We start from the raw sequence: 25,946 nt of genomic DNA on the forward strand, positions 1-25,946 counted from the left end.
GGATGGGCAGCAGAACCCATGGATAGCTGAATAGAGACAAATTTACTTGAAAGCAGTTCCTATCCATCCATTGTTTTCATTCCGACATGTGGCTGCAAAGCCATGAAATTTACCTGGATAAGAGACAGCAAAGAGAATTATGCAGCTACTTCATTCACGGCAATCAGAACTTCTCGAATTTCTATTGCTTCCTTCTCAGGCAGAAACTACCGATTTTCAATGATTCGCTTCGGAACTTGCCTGCTCAGAACTGTCCGCTGGAACTTCTGTATAGAACGTCTGAACGATCCAGTCCTGAAGACCATTGTAATCGACATTAAAGACCGTACGACCATCCTTATACGTTTCATCAAAGACAGCTTCACCAGGAATCTCCGTCAAGTTTTCTGGATTGAAATTGATATTTACAAGTTCTGTAGCCAAGTAGGTGATCTCATCCAATGAAAGATTGGTGGATACATACGGAGAAACCGCATTGTACAGACTGATTGGCAAAGTCAGATCGCTTTTGATTTGACTGATGGCTTGATTGTAAAGAGCTAATAAATACTGCTTCTGACGATCCAGTCTGTTCATTGCGCTGCCCTGCTCATACGTATCTCGTTTTTGAACATATTTCAAAGCATCCTGGCCCATCAAATGATACGGCTGCCCGCCATAAAACCAGACAATTCCATTTGCGATCACATCCTCAGTAGGGACCACATCTACTCCACCCAACGTATCGTTGATGATGGGCACAGCATCCATGGACAAAGAACAGTATCGACTGATCGGTAGACTGCCCAGAATATTTGAAACTGCCTTAACCATCAACTCATTACTTTCCTTGGCATCAGCCCCGTATCCATACTGCAAAGACAGCTTATCCTGCGTTGTCTGGACAAAATCGCCATTCGTATCCGTCTGCCGGATTTCCGTCATGGTATCGCGCGGAATCGCCGTCAGATACAACTGATTGTTTTCGGTATCAATGCTGACAAGGACAATCGAATCTGCAAGCCCCTGAATGCCCTGGACCGTTTCATCAATGGATCCATTCTTATCGATACCTGAAACCAGAATGTTGATCATTGTATCCTTATATTTATATTCTTTGCCCTTGTAGCGAATATATTGCCCTTCACGTTTAACATCGCCAGCCGTTTCGGTTACCTGAGTCAGCTTTTTCTTTCCCTGGTCCTGAAGATACCAGGCGGTTGTCGCCACCCCGGCCAGGAGGACAAAGACCACTGTCAGAAATGACAGAAGAAAAACCAGAAACCGATTCTTTTTCTTTCGCTTCTTTCTCATACCATTCATCCTTTCCCACAAATTCTACCTGAACCGTACCGAATCCAACAAACACTGAAAATCATTTCCTGAAACTGGATGCAAAATAGATACAGCTTTCCGTAACCCAGTGGATCAAACCACGATCCAGATCGAATCACAACTCAGGTCAAACTGCGATCCAGATCGAATCAAGACTCAGACCAAATCAAGACTCAGATCAAATCAAGACTCAGATCAAATCAAGACTCAGATCAAATCAAGACTCAGATCAAATCAAGACTCAGATCAAATCAAGACTCAGATCAAATCAAGACTCAGATCAGATCGCGACGCAGACCACGATCCAGATCAAACAGTCACATATTACTTTTACCTTCATATCACCTGAATAGGGCAAAGCAACAGGATACGAAAATCTGAACTAAAAAACCGAAGAGCACAGGTCTCTGCAGCCCTCCGGTCTTTTATGTCTAGACATTCACACAAGTACAGTTATTAAGAGATTGTATTACGAAGTGATTTTCAATAAATTGTTTCTACTTACCTTTTCAAACAGAACTAGCAAGCTGTAGAAGGAGAAGTTTTTTCTGCAGTTTTAGTGGAAGTAGTTTTGTTTGTGCTGGTGTTAGTAGCAGTGTTTGTTGGTTTTTTGTTATCAGTAGAAGGTGTATCTGGAGTTGTAGAAGGTTCAGTTGGTTTTACAGTTCCATCTGTCATAACCTTAGCAATAACAACTGGGGACAGACCATTCAGAGTTGCAACAACATCACCGTTGCTGTTGACAACAGTCTGGATAACTTCCCACTCACCATTCTTCATCTGGTGTAAAACGAATACAGACTGACCGATTGCAAATTCGGTACCAGCCATGTTGATGACCATTTCGATATGACCATTTACATCAACTTTGCTGTCATCGATTTCAGCGGAGTATTCACCACCAGTTACAACAACTGTGGAACCGCTTGGTACAGTAAAGCCAGCGTTCTGGATCAGATCGATAACCTTTTCAGGTGTATCAACATCTTTAGCAGCATCTTCACTCAATTCTGATTTAACGATTTCAACTTTCACACCGTCAACAGTGTAGTCAGAAGACGCACCTGGAACTTCTGCCTCTGTTGGATAAGTGATTGTAACGTCACCAGGAACAGGGCTGTTATCGGCTGCAAAAACTGGAGCCGATGTAAACATCATGGCCGCAGCAGCAAGAGCGCATGCGAGTTTCTTCATCTTCATTTTTACCATCGTCCTTTCTAAATACATTTGTACCGTGTGATTTTTGAAGGAATTATATTCCTTCTGACGCCGAAAAGTAAAAAATCTTTTTCGACATCGTAAATATACAAGAAGAATATGTGCCATTCAAGAAAATGAATGTTATTTTATCAAACGACGTCAAATTGAGATCAATTAAACCCATAAATTCGATTGAAGTTCTCTGGCCATTTTCATTCCTGTACTATTCATCCCAGTAAAGCATCAGATACCTGCTTTTGTCTATTTTCTTGAATCGCACAGAGAGAAGATCAATTGAAAACAGTATAATTACCTTTTAGCTAGAGTAGATGAGCGACCTAACACACTCTTTTATCAACTACAAATAGGTGATCACCTGATCATGCTATAGAAGAAGCAGAGACTGTCCTCTTCCATTAGATTGTTACCCTGTCGACCAATTATCACCCTGTCGACAGCCTGTTATGCCGCCAATAGATTAGCATTCTGACTAAAAAGCATCGATATCTGTCAAAAACAGAGTTCGTTGCAAGTAAAAGTAGCATCGCCTAAGGAAATGTATTATTATTCTGCGTAGCATATGAATTGTGTGAGTCTAGTGTGAAAAGGGTGACAGAACTGTTTGCCGATTGTCATACTGCCAACAGATAAAGAAATCTTTATAGAAATTCTGAAAATCCCGACAGTTTTTGATCGACATTCTGCTTTTACTGCATTTCACTTCTTGAGGCACTTTTCATATGTTTATGTAAAATGGTTCACTATGGGTGACATTATGGTAAGACATGGAACTGGAAAGGATTAGAAGGCTTCAAAGAGTCAGAACAGGTTCCAGATGAGAAGATCACCAACAAAGCCTGATTGGATTCCAGTACCTAAAGCTTCAAGATTACTGCTTATATCTTCAATTCGTAGAGTGAACAGTAGAATTTGCGGCAGAAACCGATAGGAAATGAATAAGAGGTGTAGCTTTTTGATCCGCTATGCAGATCGAAGGCATTTATTCAGATTGAAGAACTGATCTCTTATTGATTTCTTCCTGGATAGGATTCGATCTATGGATTTTGCAGAGGCGATTTATTTCATTCATAGAGATTTGGATCATAGAAAATGAAAAACAGGAGGCAGCATGAAGAATTTTGGCATCTATAAATTTATCTTCGAATTTATTATGACAGTCATTCTGGTCAATCTTTTTCCTTTCCCTCTTTTACTAGAGGTGAAACTGGTAGTCCTGTATTTCATTATCCAGACCCTGATGGGAAGATACGGCAAAAACAAAGAGCAGCCAGTGGTCATTTGGAACGAATTCAAACCGCTGATGATCAGCTATATCGGCTACTTTCTTTGTACCTTGCTGCTGATCTGGACAGAACTGGAATTCGGCCATTTCCAGTGGGACCAGGTTGTTCTTTTACTGGGCTTTGGACTGATCCACTTTGTATTGAATTTACTGCTGACCCGTTTTCTCTATGTGTGTTTATCCAAGCAGATCCGGCACACCACACTGGTCATTGGATCTGGCGAACCGGCATTCAAATTGAATGAGATCTACAGAAATAACAACTGTTCCTTATTGAATGTCGTTGGATATGTCATGAACCTGGATCTGCAAAAACAGATGGAGTCAAAGGAAATCCAGGAACAGATCCAAGAACAGATCAACAATCTGGATTGCCCGGTCTATTCAATGGATGACCTGGAGGATATTATCCACGCCCAACATGTAGACACCGTTATTATTGCCATGCCAGAGATGAACCAGAAAGAGTTAAAGCAGATTAAAAACCGTGTGATTGATCTTGTGGATACGATCAAGTATGTTCCCCATATCGAAGGTCTGGTGACAGTTGATACTCGCGTTGATGATTTTGATGGAATGCTTCTCATTTCTACCTCAAAAAAATCAATGAGCTTGTTCGAAAGAGTATTGAAAAGAACGATAGACCTTTGTGGAGCTGTGGTCGGTTTATTAACCCTCTGCCCATTGACAGCTTACGTTAAATACCTGAATCGTAAGGAAAATGACAACGGCCCTGTTTTTTATTCTCAGGAACGCATTGGAAAAGGTGGAAAGACATTTACGATCTATAAATATCGCTCCATGGTTGAAAATGCTGAACAAAAACTCAATGAACTGATGGAAAAAGATGAAGCAATCCGCCAAGAGTATCAGGCTAACAAAAAACTGGCCAATGATCCACGCGTAACAAAAGCCGGTCATTTTCTCAGAGAGACCTCTCTCGACGAATTTCCACAGTTTATCAATGTCTTCAGAGGAGAAATGTCCCTGATCGGACCAAGGCCCTATCTCCCTCAGGAAAGAGAAGACATGGGTGAATATTATAAGGATATTATCCAGTCTAAACCGGGTTTAACCGGCATGTGGCAGACCCACGGAAGAAGCAGCGTGTCTTTTGAGAAACGTTTAGAACTGGACGAATACTACGCCTATAACCAATCCTTATGGCTGGACCTTATTTTATTGGCAAGAACTGTAAAAAATGTACTTTTAAAAAAAGACGCTAGATAAGCAAAATCAGTACATACTTTTCTTTTAGTATTGAGTACCAAAGCCGTTCTCTAGTAGGTGACAGTCTGTTCTTATGCTATGTAGAGTTCTGGTAAAATTTCAATTATTTACTGATACTTCTAATAACCTATACGAGAAATAACAGGTCAATAAGAGATAAAAATAAAGATTTGTATTATTCGTGGTCTTATTTCTTTGATTTTCAGGAGTACGAGGGAGTTAAACACTCTGCGGATTTTATTTCTGATCCAAACGGATAGTTTGAGAGCAAATCCATCAAAAGAATTCGAGGTGGAAAGTTTCTGACTCTAACTACTCTGAACAAATTGGCTAAACTAGCATCTTCCATCCGTAAAAAAGCAGGAGGAACTCACCAGAATCGTCGACTCTATAGATTTCTAGTACAGACTTTCTTTTTAGTAGTGAATACCAAAGTTGTTCTTTAAGCAGACAATAGTCTGTTTTTAGGCTATACGGAGTTCTAGCCAAATTCAAATTATTCACTGAGACTTCCAATATCCTGTACTAGTTAAATATTCTCAGTGATTCCGAGTTTGCCAAAGAAGAAATCTGAAAAATGACGGGAGCAGGGCGATACTTTAGATATGCTCGTTTAATCGGGCTTATGCCATCATTGATAATATCAATGATGGCGTCATCACGGAGTGCACTGATTAGTACCTACATGACTGGCTGGAAACTTCGTCATCAGTGAACACGAAAGCACTGTTATGCCCAAATGGAAAAGAAGCGGATCGGACATTCTACTCTGAAAAGTTTGGTTCCTGGCATTCGCCGTCCAAGAATGAACAGGATGAAAGATGTCCTTTTGTGATTGTTGGTCAATATCCGCTGAAGAAGCGGATATTTTGTTTGTTTGGGAAAAAATTCCAAAAAGATGAGGCGAAGAGGGCAGTCTTCCAACGCAGCTTGCAGAGGATAGAATTTTTGAACAACTATAGATTCAGAAATTGAGTTCAATCCAGTAAAGAAGGAATCAAAAAATTGGCTATCCTCCCTCCAGGGATTTTTACGTCAAAAATTCGGTTATGTGCTGGCGATTACAGTTTATAAACGTTAAGAAGAGTACTGAAATACGCCAAAGGGGATGCCAAGAAGACAATTGAACTTAATGTACAGCAACTTCTGGTGTTTCATTGACTTTTATTTATATTAATTGATCCTTTCATCATTAGATATTCACACTTTATATAAAGTGCTAATTGTAATCCGATGCTTTGGGAATAATTACAAATGCCATTGAAACAGAACCTTAATTATGTTCAGTCTAACATAGCCAGGAGTAAAATATATCCGCATTTTTAATAGTAACTATATTGAGATATGAATTGAATCTTGTTTATATCATATTAAATCTAGATCGATTAATATAAAAGTTCACCACTGAAATGTAGAGGCTTTTGTCTATTGCATTTTATATAAAGTAGACAAGGCGTTTTGAAGGTAGAGAGAATGAGGAGAATATGATTTATGGGAAAAGAAAAGGATAAGGCAGTTGTATTTGTGATGCCAAGATTACCTTTTCCAATGGTGTCAGGAAGGAAAACGTCTCTTTATCATTATTGTAGAATTATATCTGAAGAATTGGGTTATAGATTGGTTGTAGCGGCTTTTACGGAAAATGGTGATAATCCGAATGAAAAGCCTGAATTTATAGATAGGCTAGTGATTTTAGAGAAGCCTTCCAAAGTAGAAAAGCTCTGTAATATTTTAGAAAAATCTATATTGAGTTCGAAATTCCCTATACAAGTATCGCTATATTTAAGCAAAAATGCAAAAAAACAGATTGATTTAATTATTCAGGAAGAACATCCAATTGCTATGATTGCTGATATGGTTAGATGCACAGAATATATCCGTGACTCTGAAATGTATAAAATTGCAGATTTAGATGACAGAATATCACTTAGATATAGAAGGCAATTAGAAATGGATGAAGATAGCATTAACCCGTATGGAGCCTTTCTCAGTACACTGCCCAGTTTTTTACAAAAAGTCGCTTTATTCAAACCATTAAAATTAGCGGTATTAAAAAGAGAAATTAAACTGCTGACGTCTTATGAATTAGAGATTGGAAAGGTTTGCGATAATACAATATTTGTTGCTAAGAATGAAGCGGATGCTTTTAATTATGAATTAAAAGAAGATAAAGCCGTTTCTATACCTATTGGAGTTGATATTGACTATTTTTATCCGCAAGAAAATATTAATAAAAATAATATAATTTGCTTTTTAGGAGCAATGAGTGTGGCTCATAATGAAAGTGCTGTAAGACATTTTATTACAGATATTTTTCCAATCATTACTGAGCGGATCCCTTCTGCGATATTTCTTGTTATAGGAGGGGGAGCTAATGGTTTAAAATCTTACGCTTCTGAAAATATAGTCTTTACAGGAAAAGTAGATGATGTTAGAAAATATCTAAAAATGAGTAAGGTATTTGTCTGTCCAATGCTTTTTGGTAGCGGAATAAAAACCAAAAATCTTGAAGCTATGGCTATGGGACTTCCACTGGTTACTACATCGGTTGGTTCGGAAAACATAGACGCAATGAATGGTAAAGAGTGGTTTATTGCTGATTCGGATAATGAGTTTGCGAACAAAGTAGTTGATATTTTACATAATCATAATTTAGAAAGAAAAATGTCGATAAATGCACGTGAGTTTATTGTATCGCATTTTACTTGGGACATCGCAAAAAAACAGTTTTCTAAATTGTTAATGAAAGTGGAGGAAAAGCCAATATGATAATTACTAAGACCCCATTTCGCATGTCTTTTTTTGGTGGTGGAACAGATATGGAAGACTATTTCAAAGAGTATGGAGGTGCAGTTCTTTCTACTACTTTTGATAAATATTGTTATGTAAACGTTAGACACCTTCCAAGATTTTTCGATTACTCTATCGAACTTTCCTATTCAAAAATTGAGAGAGTAACGAATGTAGAGGATATACAGCATCCTGCAATAAGAGAAGCAATGAAGATGCTTGATATGCATGAGATTAGACTTACATATGAAGCGGATCTTCCTGCCCGCTCGGGCCTAGGTACTTCTTCTTCTTTTGCAGTAGGCATGCTCAATGCGTTTTACGCGTTGAAAGGAAAGTATGCTTCCAAGAAAAAGTTGGCAGATGAGGCCATCTATCTCGAACGAATTTTGTGCAATGAAGCCGGTGGATGGCAGGATCAGATCGCTGCGTCTTTCGGTGGATTTAACCGCATCAATTTTAATACAGACGGTTACGAAGTGCTTCCTATTATTATTTCACCAGACAGAAAGAGACAGCTCAATGATAACTTAATGATGTTTTTTACTGGTTTTACACGGTTCTCTTCCGATGTTCAGAAGATAAATACAGTCTCTTCTACAGAGGAAAAAAGAGTAAAACTTAAGAAAATGAAGGAGCTGGTGGATGAGGCAGAAGAAGTGCTCACAAATAAGGACAGAGATCTTGATGATTTTGGCTATTTGCTAGATATCACCTGGAAATTGAAGAAGGGAACAGGCACTTCCATCAGCACAGGAAGTATTGACGAATTGTATGAAAAAGGGATGGCTGCTGGGGCACTCGGAGGAAAATTACTAGGAGCTGGTGGTGGTGGATTTCTAATATTTTATGTTCGACCAGAGAAGCAAGAAAAAGTTAAAGAAGCCATGCAAGATTTGATGTATATACCGTTCAAATTTGAAGATAGTGGTACAAGTGTTATTCATTATAGTCCGGAAGATTTTGAAGTGCAGTATGAGGCTGTCCGATAAAAACACAAAATAGTCCTGGTGCTCATCAAATGTGTTCTATTAACACTAAAAAACCATTACTGATGCTATAAAGCCCCTTTAATGGTAACTCCCCAAATCGTAATGGAAAATTAATTTGAATGACGAAAGTTGGTTAAGCAATAGTAGGTCCGAAATAAGTTAATTTGTTTACAAGAAATTATTAGCACCAAAAATAATATTTATGTAAGAACCCTATTTTCTCCAGCAGGAATTTTACAAAAGAATAAAGGTTTAAAGTGGGATAGGGTTGTAGAAAAAAGTTAAGAGGTCAGTAACAGAATGAAAGTAGTCTTAATGGCAGGAGGAAAGGGCTCACGAATTGCCAAATTATTTCCAGATATTCCAAAACCGCTGATACCAATTCAGGGAACTCCAGTTTTAGAAAGAGAAATAATTTCTTTGCGTGACCAAGGTTTCACAGACATCATCCTTACTGTTGGATACATGCGACAGAAAATACAGGAATATTTTGGAAATGGAGAGAAGTGGGGAGTAAATATCGAATATTTTGTCGAGGAAAAGCCTTTGGGTAATGCTGGCGCACTATTCTTTCTCGATTTGAAAGAAGATTTTTTACTTCTAAATGCAGATGCAGTATTTGATGTAGATTTTAACAGAATGGTCGCCTTTCATAGACAACACGGTGGTTTAGTGACTCTTTTCACTCATCCAAATTCTCATCCATATGATAGTGGAATAATTATTGCTCAAAATGCTGGAAAAGTTGAAAAGTGGCTAACAAAAGAGGATAGAAGACCGGTGTTCTATAAAAACAGAGTAAATGCAGGCCTTCACGTAATTTCGCCTAAAGCTCTTAAGCTGAGTGGCATTAGATTAGAGGAGATAAAAAATGGGAAGATGGTCGATCTTGATCGTCAAATTTTAAAGCCACTCTGTAGTAGTGGAACAATGTATTGCTATGACTCTCCAGAATATGTAAAGGATATGGGTACTCGTGAACGATTTCATCAAGTTGAAGAAGATTTTGAAAAAGGAATAGTTCAGGCGAAGAATCTCAATAATAAGCAAAAGGCTGTTTTCTTAGATCGGGATGGAACGATAAATAAATATGTTGGATTCTTGAGAAAAGTTGAAGAGTTTGAATTGATCGAGGGTGTTGCGGAAGCAGTGAAAGAGATAAATAGGAGTGGCTATCTCGCTGTTATTGTCACTAACCAGCCTGTTATTGCCAGGGGGGAGATTACATTTTCTGAATTGGAAAATATACACAATAAAATGGAAACACTTCTTGGAATGCAAGGGGCATATGTAGATGCAATCTACTTTTGTCCTCATCATCCACATTTTGGATATGATGGAGAAGTGAAGGAACTAAAAATTGAATGCGAGTGTCGTAAACCAAAACCTGGAATGCTTTTGAAAGCGGCTAAGGATTTAAATATTGACTTAAGCAGCTCTTATATGGTTGGAGATAGTGAGAATGATATTAAGGCTGGTAAGGCAGCAGGATCTAAGAGTGTGCTACTAAACACTAAACGTGAATTTTATGGACAGGATATCTGTGTGGCGAATTTGAAAGAATTCGTTGACCAGTATTTGAGGTAAAAGTTTATGAATCCATTAAGACGCCTAGATGAATTAATAAAAAGATATCCTGAGCTAGGAAGCCAAAGAGATAATATATTAAAATCTTATAAGATTCTTGAAAATTCCTATGAAAATGGTGGAAAACTTCTTATTGCTGGGAATGGCGGATCAGCAGCAGATGCCGAACATATTGTTGGTGAACTTATGAAGGGATTTGAAAATCCTAGAAAACTCGGAAAAACAGAAGTGGAAAAAATGAGGAGTGTAAATAAAGAGTTTGGGAATATTCTTGGAGAATACCTCCAGGGAAGTTTACCAGCTATTGCTCTAGATGGACATTTTGCGCTTACAACTGCCTATATGAATGACTGTGAGCCATTACTCTGTTTTGCGCAGCAAGTAAATGGATATGGTAGAGAAGGAGATGTATTCTTTGGTATCTCAACTTCTGGTAATTCAAAAAACGTTCTTTATGCAGCAATAGTTGCTAAGGCAAAAGGGATGAAAGTTATCGGATTAACTGGAGCAAAATACAGTAAACTAAGTGAAATTGCGGATTCTACTATTCATTCACCTCAGACCAGAACTTATATGATTCAAGAACATCATTTACCGATATACCATTGCTTATGTTTGATGCTTGAAGATAGATTTTTTGGCGAGTAAGCGGGTTTTAGAGGAGGGGGTAGTATTTCAGTATGAAGATTTATATAGATAGTTGTATGCAGGCAGATCAAGGTACAGGTATTGGACAGTATACAATGCACTTGTATAAAAACCTTAAAGAAAATAGCGTAGCTGTTGAACTGGATAAGTATGTCACCAAGAGCAGAGGCTTTAAAAAGTATTTTAATTACTTGAAATATATCAATTCAAACAACTATATAAATCATTTAAAGGATTTTGATGTAATACATTATACAAGTTTCCATATGCCTTTTAGAAAAATACGGAACAGTAAAACGATTGTAACAGTACATGATTTGGCATTCAATATTCATCCCGAAACTATGCCTAAATCAGCTGTATTATTTTCAAAGTTAATGATGTTAAATACCTTTTCAAAAGCAGATACAATATTAACGGTTTCCTATAGCGTTTATAATGAAATAAAAAAATACTATCCGAAATATATTTATAAAGTAAAGGTGATATATCCTGGTATATATCAAAATATTAATACTAATTTAAAGCTAAATTCGTTTATAAATAAATCGTTAAACGATTTAAATGACTTCTTTTTATATGTAGGGACCATAGAATATAGAAAGAATATAGGTATTATAATTGATGCTTTTATTAAATTAAAAGAAAACAATCTTTTAGCGTCAGATTATAAACTTGTTTTGGCTGGAAAGATGGGGTATGGGTCAGATAGTTTTTTAAGGATTGCAAATGAATCTCAATTTAAAAACGATATAATTTTTTCTGGCTTTATAAATAATAATGACTGCAATCTATTGTATCGCAAAGCGAAGGCTTATATATTTCCTACATGTTATGAAGGATTTGGCTCTACACAATTAGAATGTATGGAAAATCATTTACCACTTATTTTGAGTAATATTAAAACAAATATTGAAGTTAGTAGTGGCTATGGTCTATTTTTTGATTTATCAGATCTAGATTCATTAGTTGATCAAATGAGTAAAATAGTGTCTGGAGATTATGATTACGCAGAAAATAATCGGATGGCTGACACTATTATAAATAAATTTCAGTGGCCAGTCCTAATTAGGAGCTATATTGCTTGTTATAAAAATTTATGCCACGAGGAATAAAAATGGAAAAAAGAATACTAAGTATTTGTATATCCACATTTAATAGACCAAAGGATGTTTATGAAAAAGTACTAAGTATAACAAAATGTCAATCTGAAGATTTTGATATAATTATTCAAGACTGTAGTACAAATGATGAAACATATGAATTGTTAAAAAACATAAGAGATGGCAGATTGCTTTATTTTCGTAAACAAGTAAAGAAGCACGATACAAATTCAGTAATGGATTGTTGGAAAACGGTACTCGTATTTGCGGATGGATTATTTGCCCTAAATATTAATGATAGAGACAATATTAACATTGGGGAATTACCTCGTTTTATTAGTTTCCTCAAGAATCATACGGATATGGCTGGTGGAGTTTGCAAAAATGTGGTAGGAATTTCGAAGTATAGAACTATAAAAAAAGCATTTTTACATATTCCGTACAACTCATATCATCCATCTGGGGTGGTGATAAATACATCCTTACTTCAAAATATTAAGAATATTGATGCATTATTCAAAGAAGAAAATTGTTATATTCATCCACACGATCTGTTGCTGGCTGAATTATCTTGCTTAGGCCCAATGTTCAGTTATAAACGAAAACTTTGGTCATTAGCTGATGAAATTTCATTTAAAAATAGTGCCTCATATCTTTATGATGATAATAAAGATGTCGAAGAATTTTGGTTTTCTCCTAAAAATAGATTGATTGAATATGAATTATTTATAGAGCATATGATTTCCTTAAACTTACAAAATGAACTTATTGAAAAGAAAATAGCCAATATTTCAAAAAGATATTTATATTTATCAACTATCAATTATGCATACTTTTTAGGAGATAAAGGTCAAACTGCGCATTATGGTATAAAACCAAGAAAAGTAGATATAAAGGAGCTGATTGATTTAAAAAATGCATATATAACTAATAGTGTCGAAGTGTTGGAGAAGCATGGAATTGCCCTCCAACAAAAGAAATACATCACTTTAATAAACATGTATTTTATTTACTTGCTGATCATCTCCCCTATTTGGAATATTGTAAAGAAAAGTGTCTAAACTGTAGCCGTGAATTTGCACACCGCTTTTAGATCAACCCCTGAATCCGACAGGTAATTGAGATGGTTCCACTCTCCAGAACACGTCTAAATTTGTCTGTGGACCATATAGGATATACAAATTTAGTCTTTGGCTGCCTCACCACTCACTAGGTGAAATACCGAGTCTGGAATTACAATCTTAATAAGTCCGAGGAGGCCTATGAATGAAGAAAATATCATTTTACCGAAGCTCAGATTCAGGATTTGTGGCAGAATCCATATACAAGATCTGTTTCCCCATTCACATTGAAATTCACAGATGACTTCAAAGTCTGAGTTTTGCAACATTTAAAAGTGCGAGAACGTATTTACCTTAGGAACAGAAAAGAACTAACCCCCTTACAGATAGCTATCATTTCTACGATATATTGCGATATATAAAGAGATCCAATAGCCTATTTATTGGGGAATTAATATCTACCTGATCCTTATCTAAAGTGCAAGGGTTATTTTTATCGTTGGAAAACTTATTTAATCTATTATAGTCATAATAGATTAAATAAGCCTGTTTGTTAGGCACAAGTATTAATTTTTTGTATAAAGCAATGTTTATATATTTTTACGATATGTATTATAAATTGCTACAAAGCTCAGATTCAAAGAGGGATTTTGAAAACAGTATCAGGAGGGAGCAAAATACAGGGAGATTTTCGTCAACTTTGGCAGTGCTCCTTAGAGGATAGGGGACAAACGGATTGCTAACACCGCTTATCTTATCATGAACAAGTTTCTTGACACTCTGTCAGGCAGGTGCAGACTGATGAACTTCAGGTTATCAAGAAATGACTTGCCGTCTGGAAAAGAGCTTTTAACATTTAAAAAGGCTATATCTGGACAATTCACAAGAACAGCGAGATGTCTGAGGGAGAGTCTACAGGAAAAATTTGCACTCATCCAGTAAGCCTCTGCCGACAATGAGCTTTTCTTCAACATAACTGAACTCTGCAATATTTATTAGTGTAAGCCGTTTAAGCTACTACTATGGATCTCGGCTGAAGTGCCCAGAGCGCCCAGAGAAGTCAAAGATCGAACTGATTCTTTCTTCCTGTCTTGAAGGTGAGCGAAAGAAATAACCTCCTACAGGCAGCCACCATTTCTACGTTATATAAAGAGAACCAATGGCCAATTTATTGTGGATTAATATCCACCTGATCCTTATCTGTCAACAATACTTGATGCTTATACCAAGCAGATTTTTTTCCGTCAGCGACAGCGACAACCTCCAGATCTATTTCATGCGGGGCAGGCACTGTCCACAAGCTGATAAAGAATTCTGGCGATGATATCAGCAGGGATACTGTTGTCCATTCTGACCAGACCTGCCATTACACGGCTACTGCTTTCAAGGGTTCCTGAAAAGCAGTAAGCTGCGCAGTCGATGTCCCGCCAGGGAAACTGCTGGGAGAACCCCTCATGAAAGCTTTTTTTGGGTCCATGAAGAATTTGATTAAGCTTTACTTTTAGTAATGAAGACTCGGCATGGAAGTCTGGCAGCTGCTCGGCAGTCAGATCGACTACTATAACAACTGGCGATATCAGGGCGAACTTACGAAGCTTTAGCCAAATGAATTCTATGATGCGGCCGACAAAAGTATAATAGGTAAATTTCTGCTCACAAATGAGACTAGTTACACCTAAATCTGATATTTAAGGTTATCTTTTGTTTATAAATTAAGGATAATTTTAGTCAAACTACCCATGAAAAGGGCTTTTGTCAGGCCCATCATTCTATGAGTACATCTAGTGATCTGTCCCAATGACTTTTATATTTATTCTCGAAAGACAGAATTGCCATTAGATCTTTATATAAAGTGCAAGGCTCTAATGGTGCAAAGTCTCATTAATATAAAAGTCAATAAAACGCAACACTAGTGTTTCGCCTTAATGACATTTTTTAATAATTCTCAAAAGAGCAAACTACTATTAGATCTTTATATAAAGCCCAAAGTTCCAATGACGAGAGACTCCATTGATATAAAAAGTCAATGAAACGAAACACTAGACGGGTGTTTATCCTTTCTCCACTATCCAAAAGACGAGGAGAGCCGGAGATATATGAACGCAATAACTGCTAAACCTTTGGGGGCCAACTTATGCAGTTGGATCGCGACTCACTCTTTTCAGAAGATAGTGCGGGATCTATCATACTCTCATAACTCCGTGTCGTCTAGTCCACCCAAGTAAGGGGGCACTTCGCTTAAAACCTTGCCTGTTCTGTCAGCCGATGCGCCTTGTCGTTCGGGAACAATCGATGGAAAAATAAATCATCCTGTAAGGAGTTGAGAATCCAGGTATTAATAGGTTCATATCCGATAAACAACCCAACAAATGTAGGTAGGCTTATTCGCTTGCACGAAAGAATGGTCCTATCTAAACTTCATACCTTAGCAGCCACATGCCGGAATGAAAACAGTGAATGGATAGGCGCTGTTTTCAAAGTAAAAAATTGTAGTTGGCATTGGATAGCCTTTAGGATCTTACGCAAATGTGGTTTTTAACATTGATATTCCTAGAGGATGAACAATCTTGCATCATTCGTGTTGTTGATTAAATAACAGCGCCTAATTCGAGATGAGTTTTCCTATCCCATTTTGGGTTGCTGAGCTTAGCTGTAATTGTCATCGTCGATAATAGTGATAGTAGCCAAACACACTATTTGCGTAAGAGCTAGCCTTTAAGGCAAGTCTGAAAGGATAAGTGGATGAAAAAAATATCAAGTATTCTGTATTCTCTATATCTTATTATAGTGTTTTTCTACGGTATTTTTATAAAGTTATTATACAATACTAGTTTTTTTATGGTGTTAAAGTACATGCCCGAAATTATTCTATTATTGTTTGTTTCATCTCTCTGTGTAAGATATAAGATCAAAATAAAAAAAGTAGATTTTATTATGCTTTGTTTCGTCACTTCTATCTATATAGTGGGAATGATAAGCTCTTTTGAATTATATAGCTTTATGATAGCGTGTAGAGACTTTCTAATTCCGATATTATCGCTTGTTATTATGCGAAACATGAATATTCATGAAGAAGAAATAAATGAATATTATTCTATTATCTTATTTATATGTAGCATATTTTTGGTGTTATCAACCGTAATAGGCTTTATTGAATATATAGAAGGATGGCAGTTTACATCAAAATTCTATACTGGGCATGTATTTTATGGGGCGGATGAGCGTTCATCTTTAGTTATTAAAACTGCGGCCCATCATGTTAGAGCTTTTGGAGTCGTAGGTGATTCGGCGAAATATGGGTTTTACGTTTTAATTTCTTTTTGTATTTTGAATTGTAAAAATACTTCTTTGAGAAAGATAATAGCAGTATTCATCATTTGTTTTATTAATACTATATTTACTACAAATAAAACATCCATGGTCATATTGTTGATATTATTAGTATATTTTCTCATTGTTAAAATGAGAATAAAAAATATATTTGCATTGGTTGGAATTATTGCTTTTGCTGGAGCCTTAATTATTTTCAATAGTCCAGAAAAATTTCAGTCAATAGCAGAGAGATTGTATATGTGGAAAAGTGGCAAATTATTCTCTATTAGAAATATGGCTATAGGATTTGATTTATACCATTATTTTGGACATCCTGAATTATGGTTCAACATATTGGATAATACATACCTGTTTGGAATGGCTGCATTTGGAATGGTTAGTTATATTTTAATACTGATTTATCTAATTAGAATATCATTTAATAAAACTATGCTATCAAATTCTCTTTTGCTTATTTTCTTAATTGGAGGAATAACGACGAATCTATTTTCAGCCAGATCGTTTTTCCCTGTATTTTGTTTCATTTGCGGTCTTTTTCTTCGTAGCAAGAAAAATAATATTTTAAATAGAGGATAAAAATAATATGAAGATTTTAATTGTTAATATATATTACTTCCCAAATGTTGTTGGCGGTGCAGAGAATAGCATCAAGTTATTAGCTGAGAATTTGGCAAAAGACAACGAAGTAAGTGTTTTCTGTGCAGCTACTGGCATTTCGAATAAAGAAACGATAAACGGTGTTGATGTATATAGATGTAGGAGCGACCAATATAAATTACCACATTTCAATGATGTTAATTTATTTGAAAAGGTAAGAAATAAGTTGTTGGAATTAAAGAATCATTCGATGATAGTAGAATATCTTAAAATTGTAGATTCTTTTAAACCTGATATCGTCCATACCAATAACCTTTATGGATTAAGTTCTGAGCTTTGGAAAGTGACAAAAGAAAAAGGTATACCAATAGTCCATACGTTGAGGGATTATGAAATATTTAATCCATTGCCGAATCAGATTCACATTTCTAGGATAATGTCAGAATATATTAAAGAAAAGTCTAAATACGTTGATATACTCACTGCACCGTCTAAGTATATGGTGAACTATGCGAAAGAAGCTTCTTTTTTCTCAAATGCAAAATTTGAAGTTATTCCAAATGCTGTTGAAGTAGATATAGATGAAATCAGGAACATTATTGATACAAGAATGTTGAACGATGAACCCAACGTACATTATCTATATGCTGGGATGTTATCAAAACATAAAGGATTAGATATTTTACTAAGAGCATTTTCTCAAATCCATAATGATTCCATCGACTTAACAATTTGTGGGGCGGGGAAGTTAGAGCCTCTAGTCAAGGAATATTTAAAACGGGATTCAAGGATAAAATTTAGGGGGCAGTTAGGTAACGAACAATTAGTAGGTGAATATAAATCTGCTGATGTTTTAATTGTACCATCTCAATGGAATGAGCCGTTTGGAAGAGTAGTTATTGAAGGAAATAAGTTTGGATTACCTGTTATTGGATCCAATAAGGGGGGCATTAAGGAGATTGTTGATTCAATTCAAGGAGGGATTTTATTTCAAAGTGAATCTGTTGAAGATTTAGTGAATAGTATAGTTTATTTATCGAATAGAAATAATATTAAACTATATTACAATAATATACTTGAAAAAATTCAAAAATACTCTATTGAAAAACAAGTTAACTCTTTTGTTTTTTTATATCGGGAGTTATTAATGAAAGCTGAGAAGATATGATGAAAATAGCGGTAGCGGGAACAGGATATGTTGGGCTTTCAATTGCATTGCTTTTGGCTCAAGATAACGATGTCACAGCAGTAGATATTGTTCCAGAAAGGGTTGATAGAATTAATAGAAAAGACTCTCCCATTGAAGATAGCGAAATTAAAGAATATCTACAAAAGGTAAATCTGAAAGCTACTCTAGATTGGGAATCGGCCTACTCTTCTGCTGAATTTGTTATTGTGACTACACCAACGAACTATGATGATACAACAAATCGCTTTGACACTTCTGCTGTTGAGGATGTTATAAAAAAAGTTTTAAAGATAAGCAAAGCAACAATAGTAATTAAATCGACTGTTCCAGTTGGATACACTAAGGAAATATCCTCTCGTTACAGTACAGATAGGATAATCTTTTCTCCAGAATTTCTTAGAGAAGGTAAAGCGCTTTACGATAATCTTTACCCTTCTCGCATAGTAGTAGGTGAAAAGAGTGATAGAGCCAGGATATTTGCAGACCTATTAAAAAAGGGGGCAATTAAGAAAGATGTAGATATCCTTTTTACAAACAGCACAGAAGCAGAAGCAATCAAGTTATTTGCGAATACCTATTTAGCATTGAGGATAAGTTATTTCAATGAACTTGATACTTATTGTGAGGTAAAAGGATTAAGCACTGAAGAAATTATCAAGGGCATTGGTCTTGATCCTCGTATTGGTAATTATTATAATAATCCATCTTTTGGATATGGCGGTTATTGCTTACCAAAAGATACAAAACAGCTTAAGGCAAATTATCAAAATATACCTGAGGATATTATTACTGCAATAGTTAATAGTAATAAAACAAGAAAAGAGCATGTTGCAAAGATGATTTTGGCCAGGAAACCACAGAAAGTCGGTATTTATCGACTGACAATGAAAGCTAATTCTGATAATTTTCGTGCAAGTGCGATTCAGGATGTTATGAAAATTCTACGTGGTGAAGGAGTGGAGGTTGTAGTGTATGAACCAACACTAAGTACAGATGAATTTTGCAAATATAAGGTAGAACGAGATCTGGATAGATTTAAAGAGGACTGCGATGTTATCGTAGTTAATCGGTATGATAGATGTTTAGAAGATGTTGTTGACAAAATTTATACGAGAGATATTTTTAAGAGAGACTAGAATATGGAAATAGTGAATGCTGTAGTGGTTACTTATAATCGTAAAAAACTACTTGAAGAGTGCATAAACGCTTTATTAAATCAAACTTATAGAGTAAATAAAATAATCATAATTGACAATTCATCAAATGATGGGACTAAGGAATTATTAGCATCTAAATTTAGAAAACCACAAATAAAAGTTATTTCTTTGAAAAAGAATACTGGTGGGGCGGGCGGATTTTATTACGGAACAAAAGTCGCTTTAGAAGGATGCGATTGGATTTGGGAAATGGATGATGATACTATCCCTTCTTCTAACGCATTAGAAGAATTATTAAAAGCGAAAGATAAGATTAAGACTGAAGTGAGCTTTTTAGCCAGCACAGTATATGGGATGAATAAAGAGCCGATGAATGTTCCAAAGATTGATACGAGGCCTTCTCTTAATGGGTATTCAGAATGGTATAAATATCTTAAGAATGGTTTAATAGAAATCGAAAGTGCTACTCTCGTTTCGTTACTTTTTAATGCTCATGCCGTAAAAAAAGTTGGTGCTCCTCATCCATTTTTCTTTATTTGGGGTGATGATACAGAATATACATTAAGAATGACTCATTACTACGGAAAAGCTTATTTTGTTGGAAAAAGTGAAGTTGTTCATAAAAGGGTCGGAGGAAACTCGCTTTCGGTAACTACTGCGGAAAATGTAAATAGAATTAAACTCTATAAGATGATGTACCGAAATAACCTTGTATGTAGTAAATATTATATGTCCAATAAACAGCACTATAAAGCTATTGTTATGGCAATAATTGACTCTTTTGCAGCGTTGGTTAATGCAAGGAACCATAGGATGTTAAGATTTATAACTGTCTTAAGTGGCGTATGGGAATATTTACTTGGAAAATACAATAAACAAGCATTTGACAATAGGTTTAATAATATAAATGAGAATTATTTAGATAAATATTTAGACCTTACATAGAGATCCTTTAATATGTGCATTTATAGCAAAATGATCACTCTATTTCATTCCGAAATATGGATTTTTATTGAAGGGTACTCAATGCCAAGTCCAGAATGTTTAGATAGGACCTTTTTCTGGTACAAACGAATATGCCTATCTATATTTGTTAGGTTGTTTATAACACTTGAACATATTGGTACTTGAGTCTTCGCTCTCCTTCTAACTAGTGTTGCGTTTCATTGACTTTTATATTAATGATACTTTGCAGCATTAGGGCTTTGCACTTTATATAAAGATCTAATGTTGATGCGCTTTTTCGATAATAAATATAAAAGTCATTGGGACAGATCACTAGTACTTTTTCTCAATCACATTTTGAACAATTATTAACTTTAGAAATCAGTTAAACCATCTTTATCTAAAGCAACATTAAGATAATCGTGATCTGAAGATTGTTAAAAAAAGTCAACAAGATGAAACACTAGTGATCTGTTTCAATGCCTTTTGTAATTATTCTCGAAAGAGTAAATTGTCATTTAGGAATCACAAAAAATTAAAATCCCAGGATCTTACGCAAATGTAGTTTTTAGCGCTAATAATCCTGGCGAATGAATAAGCTTGCATCATTCATATTGTTGATTCAATAACAATACCTCATTCAAGATGAGTTTACTTATCGCATTTTGGGTTATCAGGCTTAGCGGCAATCGCTATCGTTGATAATAGTGATGATAGCTAAACACACTGTTTGCGTAAGAGCCAAATCCCAAACCTGCAATTTTCCAAAATGTGAATTGGTCTTTTCTGCCAAACAGTACAATTAGTTACCCTATGTAAATGTTCTATGACTATTCCCAGAATTCATGATACTGAAGGGGACCTGTATGAATACATTCGACCCCAAAAAAACATCTGTTGGATTTGGAGAAATTTCTGGATGTATATGAGGTGTTCAAGCCTCGTCTGGATGAGCCGCCTAGAAGAATGCTTCTAGGATTCGTGGCAGCACAAAGTGGATATGGAAGCCAGAAGTTTGTTCAAAATCGCACCGGTGTAGATCCTCGAACCCTTGAAAAGGTGGTTCGTGACTATAACGGGCAATCAGGCCAGCCTCGGCTGCCGGCTGATCGTCAGACACAGCTAGGTGTTGAACGAAAGTCTGTTGAAGAACGTCATCCGGAAATTTTAAGTATTCTCTATCAGATTCTTGACGATGATACCTACAGCGATCCACAGTGGGAACTGCACTAGACAACAATGTCCTGTGAAAAAATCGAGGTGAAGCTACGTGAAGAGTTCCACATAGATATTTCTGCTGTTACTGTTGCAGCTCTTCTTGACAATACTGGCTACAGCCGTCAGGCGAATCAGAAGATGCTTCAGGTTGGCAGCCTGAGTCCAGATCGTGACAGATAGTTTGCACAGATCAACAAGACGGTGAAAGAGTTTCTCTCCAAAGGGGAACCCGTTATTTCCGTCGATACGAAGAAAAAAGAGTGCCTTGGAGGCTTCAAAAATGCTGGAACGGAATATCGTCCCAAAAAAGGCCTAAGAAAAGTTCTGGATCATGATTTTCTGATTCCAAAGCTTGGGAAAGTAAAACCATACGGGGTGGATCTCCTGAACGATAATACTGGTTTCGTAAATCTTGGTATCGATCATGATACCAGTGATTTTTCGGTTGGAAGTATCCGCAGATGGTGGTGGGCAGTTGGGCATGCAACCTTTCCTGACGTAAAACTGCTTTATACGATAACGCCCTGAAATGCAGTACTAATAAAAATGGGATAGTGAGTTTCGGGACTATAGATAAAACATAAAATATGCTTTAACTAAAGAATATATTTTCAACTAATCTACAAATAAGTTATTTAATTGTTAGCTATTTTACCTTAGTCATATTATGACTAAGGTAAAATCCCGCATATTAATTAATTTAGCTTACTCACAACGACTTCAATATACTGCACTTAAAGTTATCTATATTCTGCTAGTATGTATCTTCTCGGGGTATATATTCGCTTTTTTAGTTCTGAAAATGTGGGAGTTATCGTTTATATTACGCGCGATGGAGGAGGAAGCAATGGGAGCTGGTGCCATCTTTGGAAATACGATCTTGCTAGACTGGCGGAAGAAGCGGGACTTGAAATTGTAGTGAGTTATTTTCCTCCAGGAACAAGTAAGTGGAATAGGTTGAGCATAAGCTGTTCTGCTATATTATCAAGTTCTGGCAGGGGAAGCGGCTGATTGACATTGAGACTGTCGTTAAGGAACAGTCCGTTAATTAACTGATCATTTTTCATCGGTCTACTATTGGACTACAAAGCAAGCATTAATCTCAAACGGAAAATATAACTCTAATTAAATTTTATTTAATTTATTAAAAGTTAGATTTTCAATTTAGAGAACAAAGCGCCAATAAGCGGAGAAAGCAATTCTATCGATTGAATGATCAATTCGTTTAGGGACTGTTCTTTAGCTACCGTAACTGTTATTGACAATGGAAATCGTAGCTAAGAAAAATACTCCAAAATACAATAGATAAAATTCGTCTCTAATTGAGCAATGCTACTTAATCAACGACATGAATGATGTGGATTATTAGTGTTAATAACCACATTTGCGTAAGAGCTGTTTATATCCCTTGGGGATCTTAGGAATCTTAAATTGAAATGATCCAAGAGGTTGTGGTGAAATAAAACCTATGAAACCGAAATCTTTAAAAATAAATGTAGTCATGAATATGATATTGACAATGTCGTCATTTATCTTTCCTCTCATTACATTTCCCTACGTATCTCGCATCCTTCTTCCAGAAGGTACTGGAATAGTGTCATTTGCAACTTCATTTGTTTCGTATTTTTCATTATTTGCTCAACTTGGAATACCGACTTATGGTATTAGGGCATGTGCAAAAGTTCGTGATGATAGAAAAGAGTTGACAAAAACCGCTCAAGAATTGTTGGCTATTAATCTTGTGATGAGTGCAATTTCGTACGCTTTACTCTTTCTTGCGATAGCTTTCATTCCTCGTTTACAGCAGGAAAAGACTCTTTATATTATTCTGAGTTCTACTATTATCCTTAGCTCTATTGGAATGGAATGGTTATACAAAGCTCTTGAACAGTATACCTATATTACAGTTCGGTCTGTCATTTTTAAGTTCATTGCTCTAATCGCGATGTTTTTGCTGATCCATAAAAAATCTGACTATGTCATCTACGGCGCAATTTCTATTTTTGCAAGTTCTGCATCTAATATATTCAATTTTATCAATGTATATAAGTATATTGATCTTAGACGATTAGAAAAATATGATTTTAGGCATCATTTAAAACCTATTGCGGTTTTTTTTGCGATGAGTTGTGCAGCTACTATCTATACTAACCTAGATACTGTTATGCTCGGATTCATGAAGACTGATGCTGATGTTGGATATTATAATGCAGCCATAAAAATAAAAAGTATTTTAGTATCAGTAGTGACTTCGTTAGGGGTAGTTCTCTTACCGAGAGCATCCTATTATGTTGAAAATGGGAATTTTAATGAGTTTAAAAGAATAACCAAGAAAGCTCTTTCTTTTGTATTTCTTCTTGCTTCGCCCTTAATGATTTTCTTTATTTTCTTTGCAAAGGAAGGAATTTTCTTTCTTTCTGGAAGTGCTTATAAGGAATCCATTGTGCCAATGCAGACCATTATGCCAACACTATTGTTCATAGGAATTACTAATATTTTAGGAATTCAAATGTTGGTTCCGCTTGGGAGAGAAAGGGTTGTATTGTGGTCAGAAATAGCTGGAGCTATTACTGACGTAATAATCAATCTATTGTTAATTCCACAATTTGCTTCGACAGGGGCAGCTATTGGAACATTAGTGGCCGAATTTATTGTTTTAATGGTTCAATTTGTCACACTTAAGGAAGATGTTGGAAAGACTTTTTCGCAGATTCACTATGGAAGAATTGCTATAGCTCTTTTTTTGGGAATGTTAGCTTCTCTATGGGTTAAGTTACTAGGGCTTGGTCCTTTTTTGACTTTAGTAATCTCTGCGCTCCTCTTTTTTACGACTTATGGTTTATATCTGTTAATACGCGAGGAAGAACTGGTAATGGAAATTTGGAATGGAGTAATCGGAAGAGCATTTTCTAAGAAAAAACTGCGATAAAGCATACTTACCGTTTAAATTTGACTGCTTACTCTAAAATCACAATCAATTTTGTTTTTGATTGATGTAAACTTAGATAGAGAATTTTTGTGAAAGACTGTCATCGTTAGAATTTTTATTGGCTATTCCATACAGCCCTGGATCCAGGCAATACGAATGGGCTAGGAAGATTCTAGATACTTTCCAAGTCGGTGAAAGGATATATAAAAGAATGTACGACTATTTGGTTGCTGGTTCGGGACTATTTGGTGCCGTTTTTGCTCATGAGGCTAAGGCTCATGGAAAGTCTGTTCTTGTAGTTGAGAAGAGACCAAATGTTGGAGGCAATATTTATACAGAAGAAATTGAAGGGATTAATGTGCATAAATATGGAGCTCATATTTTTCATACCAATAGTAGGAAGATTTGGAATTTTGTAAATCAATTTGCAGAGTTTAATAGATTTACTAATTCACCTATTGCAAATTATAAAGGCGAATTATATTCCTTACCTTTTAATATGTATACCTTCAATAAAATGTGGGGAGTTATTACTCCAGAAGAAGCTCTAACAACGATTGAAGAGCAGCGAAAGGAAATTTCTCATGAGCCACAAAACCTGGAGGAACAAGCTATTTCTCTTGTGGGTCGTGATGTATATGAAAGACTCATAAAAGGTTACACAGAAAAGCAATGGGGGCGTGACTGTAAAGATCTGCCCGCATTTATTATTAAAAGACTTCCAGTTAGATTGACTTTTGATAACAATTACTTCAATGCGTTATACCAAGGAATCCCTATTGGTGGATACACCCATTTAATAGAAAATATGCTCGAAGGTATAGAAGTGAAGACGAATGTAGATTATCTAGAGAACAAGGAAGAATTCGATAAATTAGCCAATAAGATTGTATATACAGGTTCTATCGACGCTTATTTTAACTATGAATTAGGGTATCTAGAATATAGATCCGTGAGGTTTGAAACTGAAGTATTAGATACACCAAATTTCCAAGGAAATGCGGCAGTGAACTATACGGATAGAGAAACTCCCTGGACTAGAATTATCGAGCATAAGTGGTTTGAGTTTGGAAAAGATAAGGATGGAAATGACCTTCCTAAAACCGTTATTAGCCGTGAGTATAGTTCTGAATGGAAACCTGATGATGAACCATATTATCCAATTAATGATCAAAAAAACAGCCTTTTATTCTCTAAATATCAAAAGCTAGCAGAAAAAGAAACGAATACTATCTTTGGTGGTCGTTTAGGGAATTATAAATATTATGATATGGATCAAGTGATTGCTGAAGCTTTATCAATATCTGAAAAAGAGTTTTCCAGCGCTTTGTGAAATACTTCGAATCAGTA

General features: G+C 35.9%; 18 protein-coding genes. 16 read left to right on the plus strand and 2 right to left on the minus strand.

Annotation, left to right across the window (positions count from 1 at the left end; translation table 11 throughout):
- Positions 1-216 precede the first annotated feature (216 nt).
- Both U4956_RS08070 and U4956_RS08075 read right to left on the minus strand, forming a co-directional pair.
- Positions 217-1,293, minus strand: coding sequence for an LCP family protein (locus U4956_RS08070; RefSeq protein ID WP_323090067.1), 1,077 nt, complete (start codon positions 1,291-1,293; stop codon positions 217-219).
- Between the two features lie 540 nt (positions 1,294-1,833).
- Complete coding sequence (locus tag U4956_RS08075) at positions 1,834-2,523, minus strand: hypothetical protein (protein ID WP_323090069.1); 690 nt, start codon at positions 2,521-2,523, stop codon at positions 1,834-1,836.
- A 1,120-nt stretch (positions 2,524-3,643) separates the two neighbouring features.
- On the opposite strand from U4956_RS08075, the gene U4956_RS08080 reads away from it, so the two are divergent.
- The 16 genes from U4956_RS08080 to glf all read left to right on the plus strand — a co-directional run bounded on the left by U4956_RS08080 (position 3,644) and on the right by glf (position 25,929).
- Positions 3,644-5,047 (plus strand): exopolysaccharide biosynthesis polyprenyl glycosylphosphotransferase, encoded by a 1,404-nt coding sequence (locus U4956_RS08080; RefSeq protein ID WP_323090071.1) that lies wholly within the window; start codon positions 3,644-3,646, stop codon positions 5,045-5,047.
- 1,491 nt (positions 5,048-6,538) lie between these two features.
- A complete protein-coding gene (locus U4956_RS08085; protein WP_323090073.1) occupies positions 6,539-7,816 on the plus strand; it encodes a glycosyltransferase family 4 protein in 1,278 nt (425 codons plus the stop codon).
- A complete protein-coding gene (locus U4956_RS08090) occupies positions 7,813-8,829 on the plus strand; it encodes a kinase (RefSeq protein WP_323090075.1) in 1,017 nt (338 codons plus the stop codon). The genes U4956_RS08085 and U4956_RS08090 overlap by 4 nt, the downstream gene beginning before the upstream one ends.
- A 300-nt stretch (positions 8,830-9,129) precedes the next feature.
- The gene (gmhB, locus tag U4956_RS08095; protein ID WP_323090076.1) at positions 9,130-10,416 is read left to right on the plus strand and encodes a D-glycero-beta-D-manno-heptose 1,7-bisphosphate 7-phosphatase; all 1,287 of its coding nucleotides are present in this window, start codon (positions 9,130-9,132) and stop codon (positions 10,414-10,416) included.
- A gap of 6 nt (positions 10,417-10,422) precedes the next feature.
- On the plus strand, positions 10,423-11,064 hold the full coding sequence (locus tag U4956_RS08100) for an SIS domain-containing protein (protein ID WP_323090077.1): 642 nt from the start codon (positions 10,423-10,425) through the stop codon (positions 11,062-11,064).
- 32 nt (positions 11,065-11,096) lie between these two features.
- Positions 11,097-12,179: a glycosyltransferase family 1 protein gene (locus tag U4956_RS08105; protein WP_323090078.1), complete on the plus strand. Its 1,083-nt coding sequence runs from the start codon at positions 11,097-11,099 to the stop codon at positions 12,177-12,179.
- Positions 12,180-12,181: 2 nt separating this feature from the next.
- Complete coding sequence (locus U4956_RS08110; protein WP_323090079.1) at positions 12,182-13,228, plus strand: glycosyltransferase; 1,047 nt, start codon at positions 12,182-12,184, stop codon at positions 13,226-13,228.
- Positions 13,229-16,285: 3,057 nt separating this feature from the next.
- Complete coding sequence (locus U4956_RS08115) at positions 16,286-17,137, plus strand: hypothetical protein (protein ID WP_323090080.1); 852 nt, start codon at positions 16,286-16,288, stop codon at positions 17,135-17,137.
- A 7-nt stretch (positions 17,138-17,144) separates the two neighbouring features.
- Positions 17,145-18,326 carry a glycosyltransferase family 4 protein gene (locus U4956_RS08120; RefSeq protein WP_323090081.1) on the plus strand — a complete coding sequence of 394 codons (1,182 nt, stop codon included), beginning with the start codon at positions 17,145-17,147 and terminating at the stop codon, positions 18,324-18,326.
- Positions 18,326-19,483, plus strand: coding sequence for a nucleotide sugar dehydrogenase (locus U4956_RS08125; protein WP_323090082.1), 1,158 nt, complete (start codon positions 18,326-18,328; stop codon positions 19,481-19,483). Before U4956_RS08120 ends, U4956_RS08125 begins: the two co-directional genes overlap by 1 nt.
- Positions 19,484-19,486: 3 nt before the next feature.
- A complete protein-coding gene (locus tag U4956_RS08130; protein ID WP_323090083.1) occupies positions 19,487-20,449 on the plus strand; it encodes a glycosyltransferase family 2 protein in 963 nt (320 codons plus the stop codon).
- A gap of 930 nt (positions 20,450-21,379) precedes the next feature.
- Positions 21,380-21,682: a hypothetical protein gene (locus U4956_RS08135; RefSeq protein WP_323090084.1), complete on the plus strand. Its 303-nt coding sequence runs from the start codon at positions 21,380-21,382 to the stop codon at positions 21,680-21,682.
- Positions 21,683-21,868: 186 nt separating this feature from the next.
- Positions 21,869-22,195, plus strand: coding sequence for an ISAzo13-like element transposase-related protein (locus U4956_RS14430; protein WP_416347411.1), 327 nt, complete (start codon positions 21,869-21,871; stop codon positions 22,193-22,195).
- A 231-nt stretch (positions 22,196-22,426) separates the two neighbouring features.
- Positions 22,427-22,678, plus strand: a complete 252-nt coding sequence (locus U4956_RS14435; protein WP_416347412.1) for an ISAzo13-like element transposase-related protein — start codon at positions 22,427-22,429, stop codon at positions 22,676-22,678.
- Between the two features lie 490 nt (positions 22,679-23,168).
- The gene (locus tag U4956_RS08145; protein WP_323091489.1) at positions 23,169-24,596 is read left to right on the plus strand and encodes a flippase; all 1,428 of its coding nucleotides are present in this window, start codon (positions 23,169-23,171) and stop codon (positions 24,594-24,596) included.
- A 211-nt stretch (positions 24,597-24,807) separates the two neighbouring features.
- The gene (gene glf / locus U4956_RS08150; protein ID WP_323090087.1) at positions 24,808-25,929 is read left to right on the plus strand and encodes a UDP-galactopyranose mutase; all 1,122 of its coding nucleotides are present in this window, start codon (positions 24,808-24,810) and stop codon (positions 25,927-25,929) included.
- Positions 25,930-25,946 lie beyond the last annotated feature (17 nt).

It is taken from the genome of Allobaculum sp. JKK-2023, from assembly GCF_034745455.1.
Classification (GTDB): domain Bacteria; phylum Bacillota_I; class Bacilli_A; order Erysipelotrichales; family Erysipelotrichaceae; genus Allobaculum.

Bases quoted from the DNA above. Each gene is read 5' to 3' on its own strand.
- glf (WP_323090087.1), top strand. From the start codon at position 24,808: ATGTACGACTATTTGGTTGCTGGTTCGGGACTATTTGGTGCCGTTTTT.
- U4956_RS08100 (WP_323090077.1), top strand. From the start codon at position 10,423: ATGAATCCATTAAGACGCCTAGATGAATTAATAAAAAGATATCCTGAG.
- U4956_RS08075 (WP_323090069.1), bottom strand. From the start codon at position 2,523: ATGGTAAAAATGAAGATGAAGAAACTCGCATGCGCTCTTGCTGCTGCG.
- U4956_RS08090 (WP_323090075.1), top strand. From the start codon at position 7,813: ATGATAATTACTAAGACCCCATTTCGCATGTCTTTTTTTGGTGGTGGA.
- U4956_RS08115 (WP_323090080.1), top strand. From the start codon at position 16,286: ATGAATATTCATGAAGAAGAAATAAATGAATATTATTCTATTATCTTA.
- U4956_RS08145 (WP_323091489.1), top strand. From the start codon at position 23,169: ATGAATATGATATTGACAATGTCGTCATTTATCTTTCCTCTCATTACA.
- U4956_RS08105 (WP_323090078.1), top strand. From the start codon at position 11,097: ATGAAGATTTATATAGATAGTTGTATGCAGGCAGATCAAGGTACAGGT.
- U4956_RS08130 (WP_323090083.1), top strand. From the start codon at position 19,487: ATGGAAATAGTGAATGCTGTAGTGGTTACTTATAATCGTAAAAAACTA.
- U4956_RS14435 (WP_416347412.1), top strand. From the start codon at position 22,427: ATGTATCTTCTCGGGGTATATATTCGCTTTTTTAGTTCTGAAAATGTG.
- U4956_RS08085 (WP_323090073.1), top strand. From the start codon at position 6,539: ATGGGAAAAGAAAAGGATAAGGCAGTTGTATTTGTGATGCCAAGATTA.
- U4956_RS08110 (WP_323090079.1), top strand. From the start codon at position 12,182: ATGGAAAAAAGAATACTAAGTATTTGTATATCCACATTTAATAGACCA.
- U4956_RS08070 (WP_323090067.1), bottom strand. From the start codon at position 1,293: ATGAGAAAGAAGCGAAAGAAAAAGAATCGGTTTCTGGTTTTTCTTCTG.
- U4956_RS08125 (WP_323090082.1), top strand. From the start codon at position 18,326: ATGAAAATAGCGGTAGCGGGAACAGGATATGTTGGGCTTTCAATTGCA.
- U4956_RS08080 (WP_323090071.1), top strand. From the start codon at position 3,644: ATGAAGAATTTTGGCATCTATAAATTTATCTTCGAATTTATTATGACA.
- U4956_RS08120 (WP_323090081.1), top strand. From the start codon at position 17,145: ATGAAGATTTTAATTGTTAATATATATTACTTCCCAAATGTTGTTGGC.
- gmhB (WP_323090076.1), top strand. From the start codon at position 9,130: ATGAAAGTAGTCTTAATGGCAGGAGGAAAGGGCTCACGAATTGCCAAA.